Source organism: Buchnera aphidicola (Floraphis choui) (assembly GCA_039830045.1).
GTDB lineage: Bacteria > Pseudomonadota > Gammaproteobacteria > Enterobacterales > Enterobacteriaceae > Buchnera_B > Buchnera_B aphidicola_AX.
The window spans coordinates 16,939-38,290 of the sequence record CP140044.1 but is presented as its reverse complement, the minus strand read 5'-3'; the positions used below and the strand labels follow the sequence as shown (position 1 = coordinate 38,290).

Below are 21,352 nucleotides of genomic sequence, written 5' to 3'. Positions count from 1 at the left end.
TTTCACTTCGACGGGAACTAATTCGTGAAAGATTTATTAAAATTTTTAAAATCACAAATTAAAACTGATGAATTTGATGCAATAAAAATTGCTCTTGCTTCTCCAGATATGATTCGTTCTTGGTCATTTGGAGAAGTTAAAAAACCAGAAACTATTAATTATCGAACATTTAAACCAGAAAGAAATGGATTATTCTGCGCACGTATTTTTGGACCAGTAAAAGATTACGAATGTTTATGTGGAAAATATAAACGATTAAAACATCGTGGAGTAATTTGTGAAAAATGTGGCGTAGAAGTTACTCAAAGTAAAGTTCGTAGAGAACGTATGGGACATATTGAATTAGCTTCACCTATTGCACATATTTGGTTTTTAAAGTCACTACCGTCAAGAATTGGATTATTGTTAGACATGCCATTACGAGATATTGAAAGAGTACTTTACTTTGAATCTTACGTAATAATTGAAGAAGGACTAACTAATCTTGAAAAACGTCAAATTTTAACTGAAGAACAATATTTACATGCATTAGAAGAATTTGGAGACGAATTTAATGCACAAATGGGTGCGGAAGCAATACAATCATTATTAACTAATATAAATTTAGAGCAAGAATGTGATACCTTAAGACAAGAATTGTGCAATAGCCATTCTGAAACTAAACGAAAAAAATTAACAAAACGTATTAAATTACTAGAATCATTTATACAATCACATAATAAACCTGAATGGATGATTTTAACTGTATTACCTATTTTACCTCCTGATCTTAGACCGTTAGTTCCATTAGACGGGGGACGGTTTGCTACATCAGATTTAAACGACTTATATCGTCGAGTCATTAACCGAAATAATCGGTTAAAACGACTATTAGAATTATCAGCGCCTGACATTATTGTAAGAAATGAAAAAAGAATGCTGCAAGAAGCAGTAGACGCACTATTAGACAATGGAAGAAGAGGTCGAGCTATAACAGGGTCTAATAAACGTCCGCTTAAATCACTTTCTGATATGATTAAAGGAAAGCAAGGAAGATTCAGACAAAATTTATTAGGGAAAAGAGTAGATTATTCAGGAAGATCAGTAATTACAGTCGGACCTTACTTACGTTTACATCAATGTGGTCTACCAAAAAAAATGGCTTTAGAATTATTCAAGCCATTTATTTATGGAAAATTAGAGATAAAAGGATTAGCTACTACAATCAAAGCAGCTAAAAAAATGGTAGAACGCGAAGAATCTGTTGTATGGGATGTTTTAGACGAAGTTATTCGTGAACATCCAGTATTATTAAATCGAGCACCTACTTTACATAGACTAGGTATTCAGGCTTTTGAACCAGTATTAGTAGAAGGTAAGGCTATACAATTACATCCATTAGTATGTGCAGCATATAATGCAGATTTTGATGGAGACCAAATGGCTGTACATGTTCCATTAACATTAGAAGCCCAATTAGAAGCACGTTCATTAATGATGTCTACTAATAATATTTTATCACCTGCTAATGGAGAACCAATTATTGTACCTTCTCAAGATGTTGTATTAGGACTATATTATATGACTCGAGAAAAAATTAATATAAAAGGAGAAGGTATGATATTAAGTAATCCTAAAGAAGCCGAAAGAGTATATCGCATGGGATTAGCTAAATTACATGCTAAAGTAAAAGTAAAAATTTCAGAATATACTCTCATAAAAAACAAAAAATTTTTAAAAACACAAAAAATAATGAATACTACTATAGGAAGAGCAATTTTATGGATGATTGTTCCTAAAGGATTACCTTTTTCTATAGTTAATCAAATATTAGGAAAAAGATCTATTTCTACCATGCTAAATGTTTGCTACCGAATTTTAGGATTAAAGCCTACTGTAGATTTTGCTGATCAAATTATGTATACGGGGTTTGCTTATGCTGCACGATCTGGCGCATCTGTAGGAATAGACGACATGGTAATTCCAGAAAAAAAAGCCAACATTATTGCAGAAGCTGAAATTGAAGTAGCAGAAATACAAGATCAATTTCAATCTGGACTCGTCACTTCGGGTGAAAGATATAATAAAGTTATTGATATCTGGGCCGCAGCTAATGAGCGTGTTGCAAAAGCTATGATGAAAAACTTATCTACAGAACTTGTGATCAATAACAAAGGGAAAATAGTACAACAAATATCTTTTAATAGTATTTTTATGATGGCTGATTCAGGTGCTAGAGGATCAGCAGCTCAAATTCGGCAATTAGCTGGAATGAGAGGACTAATGGCTAAACCAGACGGTTCTATTATCGAAACACCCATTACAGCAAATTTCAGAGAAGGATTAAATGTACTGCAATATTTTATTTCTACTCATGGTGCACGAAAGGGATTAGCAGATACCGCTTTAAAAACTGCTAATTCAGGTTATTTGACTCGTCGTTTAGTTGACGTTGCTCAAGATTTAGTAGTTACTGAAGATGACTGTGATACTCGAGAAGGAATCGTTATGACTGCAGTCATAGAAGGAGGTGACGTAAAAGAGCCATTAAGAGAAAAAGTTTTAGGTCGTGTCACGGTAGAAAACATTCTAAAATCTTATTCAGCTGATATATTAGTTCCTAGAAATACATTATTAAATGAAAAATGGTGTGATATCTTAGAAGCAAATTCTATAGATAGTATAAAAGTAAGATCGGTAGTAAACTGTGAAACCAATTTTGGTGTTTGTGCTCATTGTTATGGAAGAGATTTAGCTAGAGGAAATATAGTTGTAAAAGGTGAAGCAATTGGAGTTATTGCCGCACAATCTATTGGAGAACCAGGTACACAACTTACAATGCGTACTTTTCATATTGGAGGGGCTGCATCAAGAACAGCAACAGAATCTAATATACAAGTAAAAAATTATGGAATTATAGAATTAAATAATGCTAAATCTGTAATTAATTCTGAAGGAAAAATTATTATTACCTCACGTAACGTTGAGCTTAAAATTATTGATGAAGTTAAAAGAACAAAAGAAAGTTATAAAGTTCCATATGGAGCTATTATGGCTAAACAAAACAAAGAAAAAGTAAAACCAGGTGAAATAGTAGCAAAATGGGATCCTCATACTATTCCGGTAATTTCTGAAGTTAGTGGATATATTAAATTTATTGATATGGTTGATGGACAAAGTATTACCAGACAAACCGATGAACTTACAGGTTTAACATCTATAGTCATACTAGATATATCAGAAAGAACAGCAATAGGAAAAGATCTACGACCATCATTAAAAGTAATAGATGATAATAATGATGATGTTTTAATTACTGGTACCGATATGCCTGCACAATATTTCCTACCAGGAAAAGCTATAGTACAAATTGACAACAATATCAAAATTAGGTCAGGAGATACTTTAGCTAGAATTCCTCAAGAATCAGGAGGAACTAAAGATATTACTGGTGGACTTCCAAGAGTAGCTGATCTTTTTGAAGCACGTCGTCCAAAAGAACTAGCAATCTTAGCTGAAATTAGTGGTTTTATTTCTTTTGGAAAAGATACAAAAGGAAAACGTCGTTTAATTATTACACCATATGATGGAAGCGATCCTTATGAAGAAATGATTCCGAAATGGAGACAATTAAACGTATTTGAAGGAGAAAGAGTAGAAAAAGGAGATATTATATCAGACGGGCCAGAATCTCCTCATGATATTTTGCGATTAAGAGGAATTCAAGCTGTAACAAAATATATTGTTAATGAAGTTCAAGAAGTATATCGCCTTCAAGGAGTTAAAATTAATGACAAACATATCGAAGTTATAATAAGGCAAATGTTACGTAAAGCAACAATAATTCAATCTGGAAGCTCAAAATTTTTAACTGGAGAACAAGTAGAATATTCTCGAGTAAAAATATCAAATCATATCCTTAGTTGCAAAAAAGAAGTATTAGCAACATTTTCTAGAGATTTATTAGGTATTACTAAAGCATCGCTTGCTACAGAATCATTTATATCTGCAGCTTCTTTTCAAGAAACAACTAGAGTACTTACTGAATCAGCAGTAGCAGGAAAAAAAGATGAACTAAGAGGATTAAAAGAAAATGTTATTGTAGGGCGTTTAATTCCTGCAGGAACAGGGTATGCTTACCACAAAAAACGATTAAATCGCCGTCAGAAAGAAAACATAAATACTAACTTAGTACCTTCTATTAGTGCAGAAGAAGCGTCAGCTAATTTATCGGAATTATTAAATTCTACTTTATAAATTAAAATAGAAAATAAACATTTACTATTTATGTGAATGTTTATTTTTAATGTTTTCTATACTATAAAAATAGTTTTAAACTAAAATAAATATTATTATTTATTTTAGTTTAATTTTTTAATAATGAGAAATCTATAAAAAATTATTAATAAGCTTATATTATATAAAATATACAGATTAGAAACATAAATATATAATTTTTAAAAAATAAAATTTTAATATCTTATCATTCTAATAACGTTCACATTTAAGACTAAAAACATGAAAAAAAATATAATAATAAAAAATGCATTGATTAGTGTCTTTGATAAAACTGGAATTATAGAATTTTCCAAAAGTCTTGTCCAAAAAAAAATTAATTTGTTTTCTACTTCAGGAACACAAAAAATATTAAAAAGTTCAGGAATTAAATCTAAAAACATCTCTGAATATACCAATATTCCCGAAATACTAAATGGAAGAGTTAAAACACTTCATCATAAAATATATGCTGGAATATTAGCGCGTTCAGAAAAAGATCAAGATGTAATTGATAATTACAATATAACTCAAATGGATTTAGTTATAATAAATTTTTATCCATTTCTTGAAACAGTCAATAAAAAAAAATTAAATTCTAATGACATAATTGAAGCAATTGACATTGGCGGGCCAACTATAGTTCGAGCTGCTGCAAAAAATTATGAATATATTACAGTTGTAACTACACCTAATGATTACAATAACATTATCAAAGAAATGGATAATAATAATAATAAAATTTCTCAAAAAACACGATTAAAATTAGCTTATATTGCATTACAATATGTTTTTAATTACGATTTTAACATCGTAAAACATTTTTCAGATTTAATAAATAATGATATTAATAATAATTCTAATATTTTACCAAAATACTTAAATTATATATTTAAAAAGAAAAATAATTTAATTTATGGAGAAAACAAACATCAAAAAGCAGGATTATATATAAATTTATCTCAAAATTATAACGTCACTCAAATACAAGGAAAAACTTTATCTTATAATAATGTATCTGATTCTGATATAGCTATATCTTGTATACGAGAATTTAATGAACCAGCTTGTGTAATTGTTAAACACGGAAACCCTTGTGGTGCAGCAATTTCAAAAGATCATTATTCTGCTTATTTATCTGCTTATAATTCTGACTCTACTTCTGCTTTTGGTGGAATAATTGCTTTTAATAGAACGTTAAAAAAAAGAGCAGCGAAAACTATAATAAATCAACAATTTGTAGAGTTAATTATAGCTCCAAATATTACTAATGAAGCTTTAGAAATATTTTCACAAAAACAAAACTTACGAGTATTAAAATACCATAATGAATCAATTAAAAAAGACGAATTAAATATAAAATCTATTAATGGAGCTTTTTTAATACAAACTAATTGTTTTAATCATATAGAAAATATAGATTGGAAAATAGTTAGTGAAAAGAAACCAACTAAAAAAGAAATATGCGATGCTTTATTTGCTTTAAAAATTGTTAAATACCTTAAATCTAATGCCGTAGTATATGTTAGAGATTTAACGACGATTAGTATTGGAGCAGGACAAACTAGTCGTATTGATGCTATTAAAATTGCAATAACAAAAGCTAACGAAAAGAAAATAAGCTTAAAGAAAACTATTATAGCATCTGATGCTTTTTTCCCATTTAGAGATAGTATTGAAACTATTGCTAATCAAGGAACGTCTTGTATCATTCAGCCTGGTGGGTCGATTAGAGATCAAGAAATAATTTCATCTGTTAATCAATATAATATTTCTATGATTTTTACAAATAAGAGATATTTTAAACATTAAAAATTATCAAATCAAATATATAAATATTAATTTAATGAGATTAGATTATGATATATAGCATGACAGGATATGCAAAAGAAAAAATTAATAAGATATGGGGTAGTGCTATTTTTGAAATTCGTTCATTTAATCATCGTTACTTAGAAATTAGTTTTAGATTATCAGAAGAATTTAGAGAACTAGAACCACTATTTTATCAATATATTAGATCTAATTTAAATCGAGGAAAAGTAGAATGTTATTTGCAATTTAAATCTAATAAATATATAACATCATCTAAATCTATTAATATTAATTTAATTAAAAAACTAATAAAATATATTAAATATATTAAGTTAAATATTCCAGATGGAGTCATAAACATTATTGACTTATTAAATTGGCCAGGAGTAATAAATAAAGAAAATAATAATATAAACAAAATTTCTTCTGAATTATCAGAATTATTTCAAAAAACTATAAAACAATTACTAAAGTTTAGAAAAATCGAAGGAACTAATCTTAAAAAAGTAATAGAAAATAAATTATTTTTTATACAATACAATATTAAAATTATAAGAAATAATATCACTAAAGTAATAACTTATCAAAAAAAACGAATTTTAGAAAAAGTTAAAGAGCTTAAAATAAATATTGATCAAAGTAGATTAAATCAAGAATTATTTTTTATAATACAAAAAACTGATATTTCAGAAGAACTGGATAGAATTGATATACATATTTTAAAAGCCTTATCTACACTAGAAAACAAAAAACCTATTGGACGAAAATTAGATTTTATTATGCAAGAACTTAATCGAGAAGTTAATACATTATCTTCAAAATCTTCAAATTTTGATATTCACTCATCCGTAATAGAAATAAAAGTATTAATTGAACAAATTAGAGAGCAAAGTCAAAATGTCGAATAAAATTTAAATATAATTTTAATATAAAATTTAATATTATTTTAATATATTATAATATAGTTTACTTCTATTATTGTTAACTATTCTGTAAAATATCCAAAATTAATCTTGAAATGACATTTTTTTAGTTTTAATTATAATATTAATAATAATTTAAAATTACTTAAGTTTTATACAATACTTACACCAGTAATCGATATAACAATAATCATATGATATTATAATACTCATAATGACATCCAAATTGGATATTATTTTAATAAAATATTCAAAAATTTTTACTAAAATAAGATTTTATAAATTTTAAAATATATTTTTAAATAATTAAAACTAAATTTAAATATTAACTTTAAAATATCAATAAAATATATTTATATTTATTTAATAATATTGGTATTAAATATCAAAAATAATATTCAAATTCATTCCATTACATTTAAAAAATATGGTTAAAGCTGCAAAAATTATTAGAAAAGATTATAATTAACGATATGATTAAAAAAACGATGTTGCTTTTATAACAAACATCGTTTTTTTAATCATATCGTTAATTATAATCTTTTCTAATAATTTTTGCAGCTTTAACCATATTTTTTAACGCTAATCTAGTAACTTTCCAATCTCTTGTTTTTAATCCACAATCAGGATTTACCCATAATCGTTTTATAGGAATATAATTAATAGCCTTTCTTAATAGAGAAATTATCCATTCTACATCAGGTATATTAGGTGAATGAACATCATATACACCTGGACCAATTTCATTTGGATACTTAAAATTTTTAAAAAATTCTAATAATTCCATATTAGATCGTGATGTTTCAATAGTAATAACGTCCACATCCAATAAAACAATAGCGTTCATAATATCATTAAATTCACAATAACACATATGTGTATGAATTTGTGTATCATCTCGAACACCAGAATAAGTTATTCGAAAAGCTTCAATTGCCCAAGATAAATACTGATTCCATAAACTATGTCGTAATGGTAATCCTTCTCTTAAAGCTGGTTCATCAATTTGAATAATTCCTATTCCTTTACTTTCCAATTCTAATACTTCATCGCGTAAAGATAATGCTATTTGCTTTGCTATATTTTCTTTAGATAAATCTTCTCTTAAAAAAGACCAACATAAAATAGTTATAGGTCCTGTTAACATACCTTTTACTGGTCGTTTTGTTAAAGACTGCGCATACATAATCCAATCTATAGTAATAGATTGAGAACGACTAACATCTCCAAAAATAATAGGCGGTTTTACACATCTTGATCCATAACTTTGAACCCATCCATTTTCAGTAAAAATAAAACCATTTAAATTTTCTCCAAAATACTCTACCATATCATTACGTTCAAATTCACCATGCACTAAAACATCAATATCTAAATTTTCTTGAAGATTAATAGCTAAAGCTATATGCTTACGAATTTCATCCTTATACTCTCTATAACTTATTTTTCCTTTTTTAAAATCAAAACGTAATTTTCTTACTTCGTTAGTTTGCGGGAAAGAGCCTATAGTGGTAACAGGAAGAACCGGTAAATTGAATTTCTTTTCTTGCTTTTTTGATCTAATAGAATATATATTTTTTCTTTTACTATCACTTAATGATATCGCATCAATTCTATTTTTTACTAAAACATTATTAACTATACTTGAGTTACATCGAGATCGTATTGGTTGACTCCAAGCTTCTATTTCATCTAATATATTATTGTTTAGTGCATTCTTTAATAAAGATAATTCTTGACATTTTTGTATAGAAAAAGAAAACCAATCTTTTTCTTCTTTATTTAAAGAGTGTTCATATTTGAGATCTATAGGAGAATGTAATAATGAACAAGAAGGAGCGATCCAAACTTGTTTTCTAAACATCAAAAATGATCTCAATTTTGAAATCCATTGAGTTAAATCTGAACGCCAAATATTTCTTCCATTAATAACACCTAAAGATACTAACCAATCTTCAGGAATTTGAGAATTTAACAAAGATAAATTACATTTTCCAGAAATTAAATCCACATGTAAACCTTGTACAGGAAGCTTACAAATAACATCTAAATTATGGTTAATACTTCCAAAATAAGTTGTTAATAATATTTTACTATATCCTAACAAACTGTTATAAGCAAAATAAAAAGATTCCTTCCATTTTTTAGGTAATTCTAACGCTAAAATAGGTTCATCAACTTGAATCCATTCAATATTTCTATCCTTTAATTGTGATAAAATATCTTGATATACTGGAATAATTTTTTTTAATAAACTTAGCTTATCAAAATAAGGTCCTCTTACTTTTCCTAACCATAAATAAGTTAATGGACCTAAAATAATAGGTTTAACTTTACTATAAAACAATTTAGCTTCATCAACTTCTTCTAATAATTGTAACCAAGACAAATTAAATTTTGAATTAACTGTAAATTCAGGAACAATATAATGATAATTAGTATCAAACCACTTTGTCATATCTGATGCCAATACTGACTTCGAATTAACAGAATACCCACGAGCAATACGAAATAATGTATCTAAAGTAATAGTTCTATCTTTATTTTCATGTCTTTCAGGTATATTTCCTAATAACATAGTCATTCCTAAAACATGATCATACCAAGCAAAATCACCAACAGGAATAACATCAATACCTTCTTTCTTTTGTTTTTCCCAATGACGTCTTCTTAACATCTTTCCAACTGATAATAATTCGTCTTTAGAAATATTTCCGGACCAATAACTTTCTTGTGCAATTTTTAATTCACGTTTTATACCAATTCTAGGAAAACCTAACGTATGACTAACAACTTTCATATAAAACTCCATGTGAAAACATTAAATATAATACTACTATAAAATAAATTTAATTAAATACCATATATTTAAATACCAAATTTACAATTTATAAATAAATTATACTAATATATTAAATACAATAATTTATAAATATAAAAATACGCTTTCATTATATATCTAAAATCAATTTAAAAAATTTATTTAAATAACGTGCTACTCCATCTTCCATATTACTACCAATAATTTCAATATGAGGAAGACACTTTTTTAAATCAGGATCTCCATTTTTCATAATACATCCTTTTCCAGACATTTCTAACATTTCTTTATCATTCATTCCATCACCAAAAGACAAACAATTTTTTAACGATAACCCTAGAAAATTAGATACTAATTTCAAAGCATTTCCTTTAGAAACTTTAGAAGATACTATTTCTAAACAATTAGAACAAGAAAAACTAGCATTTACGATATTTTTATACTTATTTACAATATATTTTTTCAAAAACAATAATTTATTAATATTTATACTAGTAAAAAATATTTTGCTAATATTTTTATTCTTCAATACTTCGGAATTAAGTAACTTATATCTGAATCCAAGTGATGAATAGGAATTAAAATCATTATATAAATTACCACTGACGTACCAATTATTATGAGAATATAATTGAATTGATATATCTTTCTCTAATAAAAATCTGTTTATTAATTGTATTACAATATTTTTATTGAGATCACAATTATATACTAATTGATTATATGGATCATAAATCCTAGCTCCATTAGATGTAATAATGAAATCTGAAATACCTAAATTACTCTTAACTTTCATTACTTCAGTATAATGTCTACCTGTAGCTATTACAAAATGTATTCCGCTTTTAACTAACTTTTGAACAATGTTTTTCGTGTATTCAGATAAATGATATTTTGGGGACAATAAAGTTCCATCAAGATCAGACGAAATAATATGATAATACATAGTATCCTTAATGTATACTAATTACTAATACAGTGGCATTGTTTAATTAAAATAATTAATTATGCATGTAGCTTAACAGTAAATATAATATTTAAAATCATTTAATAATTTTTTAAAAATTTCATCGTATACTCAACATAAAATTACAATTATTAACATAAAAATAAATTAAAACTAGGAAATAAAACATGCTAAATGAAAACTTAAATGTTATTATTCTTGCTGCCGGAAAAGGCACAAGAATGCATTCTGATTATCCTAAAGTACTTCATTTATTAGGAGAAAAACCTATTCTACAACATGTTATAGATTTAGCAAAATCCATTTATCCAAAAAATATTTATTTAATTTACAATCATAACTATAAATTGTTCAAATCTATTATTACTGATACTAATTTAACTTGGATAAAACAAGAAAAAACATTAGGAACTGGAAATGCAATATATCAAATGATAAAAATTTTAAAAAATGATGAAGATTACCTTGTTTTATATGGAGATATGCCATTAATATCTAATTTATCTATAAAGCAATTGATATCTTCTAAAAAAAAATCATCTATTAGTTTACTAACAACAAAACTAAAAAATCCAGAAGGTTATGGGAGGATTATTAGAAATAAAGGAAAAATAATAAAAATAATAGAAAGCATAAATGCCACTCAAAAACAATTAAAAATTTGTGAAGTTAACTCTGGAATTTTTATTACTACTGGACAAAATTTAAAAAACTGGACTAAAAAAATAAAAAAACAAAACAAAAAAAAAGAATATTATATTACTGATATAATTTATTTAGCTTATAAAGAAAAACATATAATACATACTATTAACCCTATAGACAAAAATGAAGTAAAAGGTATAAATAATAAACTTCAATTGTCAATAGTAGAAACATTGTATCAACAAAAAAAAATTAATAATTTATTACTATCTGGTGTTACAATTTATAACAAATCAAATTTTAATATTCGTGGTACATTAAATCATGGAAAAAACGTAGAAATTGATAATGGAGTCATTTTAGAAGGAAATATTACACTAGGTAACTCCGTTAAAATTGGACCTGGGTGCATTATAAAAAATAGTATAATTGGAAATAATTGTTCTATTAAAGCATATACAATTATTGAAGGAACAAATATTTCTAATAATTGTATTATTGGACCTTTTTCTCATTTAAGAAATGGAACTATATTAAATAACAATACTCAAATAGGGAACTTTGTAGAAATTAAAGAAACTACTGTAGATTCCGAATCTAAAATTAAACATTTAAGTTACTTAGGAAATTCTAAGATCGGAAAAAAAGTTAATATTGGAGCAGGAACTATTTCCTGCAACTATAATGGAAAAAACAAATTTAATACTGTTATAGGAAATAGTGTTTTTGTTGGATCTCATTGTCAATTAATTGCACCTATTACTATTACAAGTAATAGTATTATTGCAGCAGGTACAACAGTTATGAAAAGTGTTAATGAACCTAGTTTAGTTTATAATAAAAAAAAAGAAATACAAAAAAAAATAAAGTTTTAAAATAAAACATATGAAATATCTATTAAATTAAAATATAAACTTGCTATTATAGGATATAAAATGTGTGGAATTATCGCTGCAATTGCGCAAAAAAATGTAATAGAGATTTTGAAAAAAGGGATAATACAATTAGAATATAGAGGATATGATTCTTCAGGATTAGCTATTATAAATGACAAAAATGAAATTCTACGTTTTCGAAAAGAAGGAAAAGTGAAAAATTTAATAAAAATTATTGAAAAAAAACATTTATCTGGAAATATTGGTATAGCACACACTAGATGGGCTACACATGGAAAAGCATCAATAAAAAACGCACATCCTCACATATCCAATAATATTTCCATTGTACACAATGGAGTAATTGAAAATTATAAAGAAATAAAAAAATACTTGAAAAAACAAGGATACCAATTTTCTTCTGATACTGATACAGAAGCAATCGCTCATTTAATTCATTTTACCCAAATTAAAAATAATCAAAAAAATAACCTTCTTAAAACTATTCAATATGTTACTACAACATTAAGAGGAAATTACAGTATAGTTGTTATGGATTCTAATAATCCTAATATATTATTAGCAGTACGATCAGGTAGTCCATTATTAATAGGGATAGGGAAACAAGAAAATTATATTGCATCTGATCAATTAGCTTTATTAAATGTTACACAACGTTTTATATACTTACAAGAAGGTGATATTACTATATTAACAAATCGTAATATTAATATTTTTGACAAAAATGGAATATTAAGAAAAAGAAAAGAAATATATTCTCATACTAATGAAAATAGCATAAGTAAAGGATTATTTCAACATTACATGGAAAAAGAAATATTTGAACAACCTGATTCAATTCGAAATACCCTTTTGAATCGATTAACATCAAACAAAACAATACACTTTTCTGAATTAAATACTAAAGCTAACAAAATATTATTTAAAACAGAACATATTCATATAATAGGATGTGGAACGTCTTATCATGCAGGATTAGTCTCAAAATATTGGTTTGAATCATTAGCAATGATATCATGTGATGTAGAAATTGCTTCTGAGTTTTGTTATAGAAAATTCGTAGTTAGAAAAAATAGTTTACTATTAATACTTTCGCAATCCGGAGAAACTGCTGATAATTTAACCGCTTTAAAAATTTCAAAAAAATTTGGATATTTAGGATCATTAACAATATGTAATTCGAAAAATTCGTCTTTAGTATATGAATCTGACATCTCACTACTGACTTATGCAGGGATAGAAATAGGTGTAGCGTCAACTAAAGCATTTACTACACAATTAACTGTATTACTTATGTTAGTAGCTAAATTTATTCATTTGAAAAATAATAATTTAAAGTTAGAAAAAAAAATAGTTAATATATTGCGCATACTTCCTAATAAAATTGAAGAAGTTTTAAAATATAATAATATTATTTATTCTTTAGCCAAAAAAATATTTAATAAAAAAAACATCATACTTTTAGGAAAAGGAGAACAATATCCAATTGCAATGGAAGGAGCTCTAAAAATAAAAGAAATTTCATATATCCATGCAGAAGGATATCCAATAGGAGAACTGAAACATGGTCCTTTAGCTTTAATAGATTCAAAAATACCAATTATTGTAATTGCTCCTAATAATTACTTATTAGAAAAAATAAAACTAAATATAGAAGAAATTTATGCCAGAGAAGGTTTAATTTATATTTTATCTGATCCATTTACTCAATTTAAAAATAATCATAACGTTATAAGATTGCCTTATATAGAAAATTTAATTTCACCTATTTTTTATTCAATCCCATTACAACTTTTAGCATACTACACAGCTTTAATAAAAGGGAAAAATATAGATCAACCTAGAAATTTAGCGAAATCAGTTACAGTAGAATAAAACCAAAATAGTAAAAATATATTAATAGTTTAAGTAGATATAAAATTAATATAATAAAAATATATACTCATGCTTCTATAGCAATTCGAAGTTTTTTCATAGCATTTTTTTCTAACTGTCGTACTCTTTCTGCAGATATTCCATAATTATTAGCAATTTCTTTTAAAGTAATTTTATTGTTGTCATCTAACCATCTTGCATTAATAATATAACGACTCCTTTCATCCAATCTTGAAAGAGCACTATTTAATTTGTTAGAAGCATATGTTTCCCAATTATTTTCTTCTACATCATTAGCAAAATTTGATAAATTATCTTTTAAATAAGGTGTAACATTTAGAAATTTTCCTTCTACTAAATCTTCTCTTTCAATAGGATGTAAAGCTATATCTTGTGCTGACATACGAGATTCCATTTCTCTAACATCTTCACTTTTTACTCCTAATTCACGTGCAACAAGTTCTAATTCATTATCATTAAACCATCCTAATTTTTTTTTCGTTTTACGAAGATTAAAAAATAATTTTCTTTGTGATTTAGTAGTAGCTACTTTTACGATTCTCCAATTCTTTAATACATACTCATGAATTTCAGATTTAATCCAATGAACAGCAAAAGATACTAATCGTACGCCTATTTCAGGATTAAAACGACGAACAGCTTTCATTAATCCAATATTACCTTCTTGTATCAAATCAGACTGCAATAATCCATAACCTGAATAACTTCTAGAAATATGAATTACAAATCTTAAATGAGATAAAATTAACGTTTTAGCTGCTTTTAAATCACTGCGATAATATAACCTTCGAGAAAGTAATTGTTCTTCTTTAGAAGACAACATCGGCCAAGAATTAACTACTCTAATATATGCCTCTAAATTACCTAATGAAACTATTGACGATATATTCATATTGTAATTATTTATAATCCAAATTCTAAAAAATATAACTTATTATATAATATATTTATATAATAAGTTAAAAATTATATAAATTAAATTTATGTTTTATAATATTATTTATTTATAAGATCTTAAGATGTTTAATTGTTAAATATAGATTTATATAAATATTATTTTAAAAAATAGCTCTTACGAAATTTTCACTATTGAAATAATGCATATCCGATATTTTTTCTCCAAAACTTATGTATCTAATTGGAATAGATAATTGATCGGCTATAGGAAAAATAACTCCTCCTTTTGAAGTACCATCTAGTTTTGTTATTATTAAACCAGTTATACCTAATTCTTCATTAAAAACATTAACTTGATTTATTGAATTTTGACCTATACAAGAATCTAAAACTAACATAACTTCATTAGGTGCTGAAGAATCTAATTTCTTCATAACTCTTTTAATTTTTTTTAGCTCTCGCATTAAATTTACTTTATTATGCAGTCTACCAGCAGTATCAGCTATTAAAACATCAACATTTTTTGATTTTGCTGCTTGAAAAGCATCATAAATCACTGAAGCAGGATCTACTCCACACTTCTGAGAAATTACTGGAACCGAAGTTTTTTCCCCCAATATTTTCAACTGATCAATAGCAGCAGCTCTAAATGTATCTCCAGCAGCTAACATTACTGATTTTCCTTGATTTTTAAAGATATGAGTAAGTTTTCCTATAACCGAAGTTTTTCCTACACCATTGACACCAACTATTAATATTGAAAATGGTTTTTTTGGTATTATACTTAATGGTTGTTCTACTTTTTTTAAAATATTTATCATATTTTCTTTAAGTACATACAAAATTTTATCATTATCTGTCAAACTTTTTAAATATACTTCTTTTTTTAAATTTTTAATCAACATATCTGTAGTTTTCAAACCCACATCAGATATTAGAAGTTGTTCAGAAATATTTTCAAAAAAAGTATCATCTATTTTTGAATTTAAAAATAAACTTCGTATTCTTAATCCAAACCGTTTCTTAGTTTTTGACAACTTATTTACTAACGTTAAAAAAATTCCTTTTTTTTTAAAATCTAAAGAAGATGTTATTTTATTTTTACTATTTATATTAATATATTCAGAATCTTTAATATTATCAGTTCTTTCATTTAATGTAATGTTTTCATGCTTATGTTGAGAAATATGAAATGACGAATTTTTATTAATAATTTTATTATTTTCTAAAGGACAACGATTAGTCTTATCTTTCTTCTTTATGTTAAACCAGGAAAAAAATTTTTTAAATTTACTTGAATCGTTTTTTATCATTAAATTGTTGTTCCTAATTTAAATATATATAATTAATTATATATAAAATAAATATTATTCACAAAACTATTTATGTTAATTTATATAGAGACATAAAAACCAAAATTAAAATTTGATTTTTTTATATAACTGTAATATATAGTTATATATTTATAAAATATAAAACATCAAAATGAAAAAAATAAAAAAAAATGAAATTAAAATCATTAGTGGAAAATTTAAAGGATGCAAAATTCCAATAAAAAAAAATTATAATATACGTCCTACCACTAATCGTATGCGTGAAATGTTATTTGGCTGGATAAACAAAAATGTTATTAATGCTAATTGTCTAGATTGTTTTTCTGGAAGTGGAGCGTTAGGAATAGAAGCTATCTCTCGAAATGCTTTATTTGTAACTTTTATAGAATATCATAAAAACATAATATACGAATTACAGAAAACTTTTATAAGACTAAAAATATCAAATGTTAAAACTATACGCGTTAATACAATCAAATGGCTAAAAAAAATTAGAACGCCTTATGATATTATATTTTTAGATCCTCCATTTAATACTACATTATTACAAAAAGCAATTATTTACTTAGAAAAATATAAATATATAAAAATGCATTCATTAATATATATAGAAAAAGAAAAAACACCAAATCAATTAATTATACCACATTACTGGAAATTATATAAAGAAAAAATAACATTAAAAGTTCATTATCAACTTTATATATGTCAAAAAAATATTTAACCATAAACCCCATTAATACGAAACATATAAAATGATTTATTTTAATAAAATTGTTTTAAAATTCAAATGTAAATATTATATTTGAATTATTTCAAAAATATTATATTTGTATATAATTGTATTAGTAATATGAATTCCAAATACTATTTAATAATGTCTTATATATTTTAACAAAAAATATTTTTAAAACATACCCATAAACAATTATAACTAATATTAAATTATATTATTTAGCTAAACATATTTCATAAAACTAATTATATTTATTATCTAAAGTAAAATTTAAAATGATGGTTAAAAATAAAAGTTTTTTAAAACGTTTACAATATTTAATACCTAGACATATTAAACCTAAATTTAATAATGACGAAGATCTTTTAGCATGGAATCAAGAACAAGGAAGATTATCATCTGAAGCTATTTTAAAAAAAAATAAAGAAACGAAAATACAACGTGTTTTGGGTAGATCAGGAATTCGAGAATTATATGTGAACTGTTCTTTTGAAAATTATCATATAGAACATGAAGGACATAAAAAAGTAGCTAAAGCAGCAAAAAAATATGCTGAAGAATTTAATAAAAATATAGCAAGTTTTATTTTTTCTGGAAAACCAGGAACAGGTAAAAATCATCTCGCTTCTGCAATAGGGAATCATTTAATTTTAAATGGAAAAAGTGTATTAATTATAACAGTTGCAGATTTAATGTCTAATATAAAAAGTACTTTTAATAATAATAATAATACAACTGAAGAAGATTTGCTAAATAATTTAAGCAATGTAGATTTACTAATGATTGATGAAATAGGAATGCAAATAGAATCAAGATATGAAAAAATTATTATTAATCAAATTGTAGATAGAAGATCGTCTTCCAAACGTTCAACTGGAATGCTATCGAATTTAGATTATAGAGGATTAAAAATACTTTTAGGCGAACGTGTTATTGATCGCATGCGATTAGGAAATAGTTTATGGTTAACTTTTGAATGGGATAGTTATAGAAGACACATACAAAGGTGGTAAACACCAATATTTTTAAATTTTAAAAATTAATTTCTATAGTTTATTATATTTAAATATAAATTTTTATAATATCCATTATTTAATCTTGTAATTTCATGATATTATCAAACACTCAATATAACTTCATAACAGAAACTATATTTTTTTTAATATTAAAAATACAAAATTACTAAAAAATCTTTTTAATAATTTTTTATTAACTATATTTTAAACTTTTAAAGTTAAATCTTCAATTTTATTTAATAAAATAAAAATACTTTTATTTAACCACTAACTAATTAAAACAATATTATTTCATGTAACTTTAATATGATTATTAAATATGTTACATTTATGATTTATATGTTTTTATTCAAACTTCTATTTAAATGCAATTTTAAAATTGCACTATAAATATGAATTTTAAAAATCTAAAATTTCTCTTCTTAAATTATAAATTTAAAGAAGAGAAATTTTAGAGTAATACACTAAAATTTTTAAAAAATTACATCATTCCACCCATTCCACCCATTCCAGGAGTAGACGGAGCACCACCTAAATCAGGTTTATCTTCTTTTGGTAAATCTGTAACCATGCATTCTGTTGTTATCATTAACCCAGCAACGGAAGAAGCATACTGTAATGCTGAACGAGTTACTTTTGTAGGATCTAAAATACCAAAATGTATCATATCTCCATATTCATCTGTAGCAGCATTGTACCCGTAATTGCCTTTGCCATCTTTAACATTATTAGTTACAACAGAAGGTTCTTCACCAGAATTAGATACAATTTGACGTAATGGAGCTTCCATAGCTCGAAGAGCTACTCGTATTCCTACATTTTGATCTTCATTTTGACCTAACAAATTAGAAATTTTAGCAGCTACTCTTACTAAAGCTACTCCACCACCTGGAACGACACCTTCTTCTACAGCAGCACGAGTTGCATGTAAGGCATCTTCTACACGTGCTTTTTTCTCTTTCATTTCTACTTCTGTAGCAGCACCTACTTTTAATACAGCTACTCCACCAGATAGTTTTGCTAAACGTTCGTTTAGTTTTTCTTTATCGTAATCAGAAGTTGCTTCTTGAATTTGTTGACGAATTTGGCTAATTCTATTCTGAATATTAAATTTTTCGCCTATTCCACCTATAATAGTAGTTGTATCTTTACTAATTACTACACGTTTTGCTTGACCTAAATCTTCTAAAGTAGCTTTTTCTAATTCCATAGCTAATTCTTCGGATATTACAGATCCAGATGTTAATATAGAAATATCTTGTAACATCGCTTTACGACGATCACCAAATCCAGGAGCTTTTACTGCTGCTACTTTTACAATTCCTCTTATAGAATTCACAACTAAAGTAGCTAATGCTTCACCTTCTAAATCTTCTGAAATAATTAATAAAGGTTTACCTGATTTTGCTACTGCTTCTAACAATGGAAGTAATTCTCGAACATTAGATATCTTTTTATCTGCCATTAGAATATAAGGATTATCTAGTTCTACAATGCCTGTTTCTGCCTTATTTATAAAGTACGGAGATAAATAACCTCGATCAAATTGCATACCTTTTACTACTTCTAATTCATCTTGTAAACCAGTACCTTCTTCGACAGTAATAACTCCATCTTTTCCTACTTTTTCCATTGCATCTGCAATTAACATACCTACTTTTTCATCAGCATTAGCGGAAATAGTACCAACTTGAGTAATAGCCTTAGAATCTGAACATGGAACTGATAAACATCTTAATTCTTCTACTGCTGCGATAACTGCCTTATCAATACCTCTTTTTAGATCCATCGGGTTCATACCAGCAGCTACAGCTTTCAAACCTTCATTTACAATTGCTTGCGCTAATAACGTTGCTGTAGTAGTACCATCACCAGCTGCATCATTGGCTTTAGAAGCTACTTCTTTCACCATTTGAGCGCCCATGTTTTCAAATTTGTCTTCTAGTTCTATTTCACGAGCGACAGATACACCATCTTTTGTAATACTAGGTGCTCCAAAAGACTTATCTAGAACAACATTTCTACCTTTCGGACCCAAAGTTACTTTTACTGCATCGGCTAATACATTAACACCTCGAAGCATTTTAACACGAGCTTCATTTCCAAATTTTACGTCTTTAGCGGCCATTGCATTTTTTCCTTAAACTTAAAATATGGTTTTGTTTGGCAAACATTAAAAATTAATCTTCAACAATTGCTAATATATCACTTTCAGTTAAAATTAATAATTCTTCATTATCAATCTTTTCTATTTTTGCACCATAACCTTCATTAAAGATAACTACATCACCCACTTTTACATCTAGGGGTTTTATATTTCCATTATCTAAAATTCGACCTTTTCCTACAGACATAACTGTACCGCGAGTAGACTTCGCTGCAGCTGATCCTGTAAGTACGATGCCACCTGCCGATTTAGATTCTGTTTCCTGACGCTTAACAATAACACGATCGTGTAGTGGACGAATTTTCATTCAATATTTTCTCCTTTTAACAAATAAAATTTAAAATCACACCTAATTTTCAACATTTCCTACTATAGAATATAGGGATCTTAATTCAAACTTTCAAGTATCAATAATAAAAATTTTTATTATTCTAAGCTAATTTAAATTAAAAATTTATTGATAAAGTTAATAAAATATTCGTAAATTTTAAATTTAAGATGTATTGAATATTTTATTTATGATATCATAAATTTATATATATTTCATATAAGTATTAAACTTATATAAATAGTTATTGACACTATTAAATTATTGATGTTTAAATAAAAGTATTTCATTTGCCTGGATAGCTCAGTTGGTAGAGCAGAGGACTGAAAATCCTCGTGTCGGTGGTTCAATTCCGCCTCCAGGCAAATAAATAAAGGCAAATAAAATATATTTATAAGATATTTATACTAAATTTAAAATAAGGTTTATGTCTAAAGGTAAAAACTTAAATATTATTACTATTATTTTTTATTTGTATTTTGAAGAGCCTTTCTATACTTACTTAAATTTTCATATAAAGATGTTTCGAATATTTAATAAAAAATAAAATAGAAAAATAATTGTTCCAAAAATTTATAACGTTTCTTTAAATACTATAAATTTTCTATGAAATTTACACAATGAGTTAAAATATATTATAAATACTCTTATATAAAC

13 protein-coding genes and 1 tRNA gene are annotated in these 21,352 nt (G+C 25.9%); 8 read left to right on the top strand and 6 right to left on the bottom strand.

Features of this window, described 5'->3' with window-relative positions; translation table 11 throughout:
* Positions 1-24 precede the first annotated feature (24 nt).
* From rpoC to UAT33_00140, 3 genes are all read left to right on the top strand, one after another.
* A complete protein-coding gene (gene rpoC, locus UAT33_00150; GenBank protein ID XBC43882.1) occupies positions 25-4,236 on the top strand; it encodes a DNA-directed RNA polymerase subunit beta' in 4,212 nt (1,403 codons plus the stop codon).
* A 261-nt stretch (positions 4,237-4,497) separates the two neighbouring features.
* On the top strand, positions 4,498-6,066 hold the full coding sequence (gene purH / locus UAT33_00145; protein XBC43881.1) for a bifunctional phosphoribosylaminoimidazolecarboxamide formyltransferase/IMP cyclohydrolase: 1,569 nt from the start codon (positions 4,498-4,500) through the stop codon (positions 6,064-6,066).
* 47 nt (positions 6,067-6,113) lie between these two features.
* The gene (locus UAT33_00140) at positions 6,114-6,977 is read left to right on the top strand and encodes a YicC/YloC family endoribonuclease (GenBank protein ID XBC43880.1); all 864 of its coding nucleotides are present in this window, start codon (positions 6,114-6,116) and stop codon (positions 6,975-6,977) included.
* Between the two features lie 544 nt (positions 6,978-7,521).
* Here UAT33_00140 and metE read toward each other — a convergent pair.
* Positions 7,522-9,792: a 5-methyltetrahydropteroyltriglutamate--homocysteine S-methyltransferase gene (gene metE / locus UAT33_00135; protein XBC43879.1), complete on the bottom strand. Its 2,271-nt coding sequence runs from the start codon at positions 9,790-9,792 to the stop codon at positions 7,522-7,524.
* Positions 9,793-9,943: 151 nt separating this feature from the next.
* On the bottom strand, positions 9,944-10,759 hold the full coding sequence (locus tag UAT33_00130) for a Cof-type HAD-IIB family hydrolase (GenBank protein XBC43878.1): 816 nt from the start codon (positions 10,757-10,759) through the stop codon (positions 9,944-9,946).
* A gap of 188 nt (positions 10,760-10,947) precedes the next feature.
* Between UAT33_00130 and glmU the strand changes: the two genes are divergently transcribed.
* Complete coding sequence (glmU, locus tag UAT33_00125; GenBank protein XBC43877.1) at positions 10,948-12,300, top strand: bifunctional UDP-N-acetylglucosamine diphosphorylase/glucosamine-1-phosphate N-acetyltransferase GlmU; 1,353 nt, start codon at positions 10,948-10,950, stop codon at positions 12,298-12,300.
* Positions 12,301-12,360: 60 nt separating this feature from the next.
* A complete protein-coding gene (gene glmS, locus UAT33_00120; GenBank protein ID XBC43876.1) occupies positions 12,361-14,196 on the top strand; it encodes a glutamine--fructose-6-phosphate transaminase (isomerizing) in 1,836 nt (611 codons plus the stop codon).
* A 67-nt stretch (positions 14,197-14,263) separates the two neighbouring features.
* Here glmS and rpoH read toward each other — a convergent pair whose 3' ends face one another.
* Both rpoH and ftsY read right to left on the bottom strand, forming a co-directional pair.
* Positions 14,264-15,109: an RNA polymerase sigma factor RpoH gene (rpoH, locus tag UAT33_00115; GenBank protein ID XBC43875.1), complete on the bottom strand. Its 846-nt coding sequence runs from the start codon at positions 15,107-15,109 to the stop codon at positions 14,264-14,266.
* 166 nt (positions 15,110-15,275) lie between these two features.
* A complete protein-coding gene (gene ftsY / locus UAT33_00110; protein XBC43874.1) occupies positions 15,276-16,427 on the bottom strand; it encodes a signal recognition particle-docking protein FtsY in 1,152 nt (383 codons plus the stop codon).
* A gap of 172 nt (positions 16,428-16,599) precedes the next feature.
* Here ftsY and rsmD point away from each other — a divergent pair, with 172 nt between their 5' ends.
* Together rsmD and dnaC are read left to right on the top strand one after the other, a co-directional pair.
* Positions 16,600-17,172, top strand: a complete 573-nt coding sequence (rsmD, locus tag UAT33_00105) for a 16S rRNA (guanine(966)-N(2))-methyltransferase RsmD (protein XBC43873.1) — start codon at positions 16,600-16,602, stop codon at positions 17,170-17,172.
* A gap of 290 nt (positions 17,173-17,462) precedes the next feature.
* Positions 17,463-18,197 carry a DNA replication protein DnaC gene (gene dnaC, locus UAT33_00100; protein ID XBC44124.1) on the top strand — a complete coding sequence of 245 codons (735 nt, stop codon included), beginning with the start codon at positions 17,463-17,465 and terminating at the stop codon, positions 18,195-18,197.
* Between the two features lie 484 nt (positions 18,198-18,681).
* Here the strand turns inward: dnaC and groL are convergent, their stop codons facing one another.
* Positions 18,682-20,328 (bottom strand): chaperonin GroEL, encoded by a 1,647-nt coding sequence (gene groL, locus UAT33_00095; protein ID XBC43872.1) that lies wholly within the window; start codon positions 20,326-20,328, stop codon positions 18,682-18,684.
* A gap of 52 nt (positions 20,329-20,380) precedes the next feature.
* Positions 20,381-20,674, bottom strand: coding sequence for a co-chaperone GroES (locus UAT33_00090; protein ID XBC43871.1), 294 nt, complete (start codon positions 20,672-20,674; stop codon positions 20,381-20,383).
* A 313-nt stretch (positions 20,675-20,987) separates the two neighbouring features.
* Here UAT33_00090 and UAT33_00085 point away from each other — a divergent pair.
* Positions 20,988-21,060 (top strand) — tRNA-Phe (locus tag UAT33_00085).
* Positions 21,061-21,352: the final 292 nt, after the last annotated feature.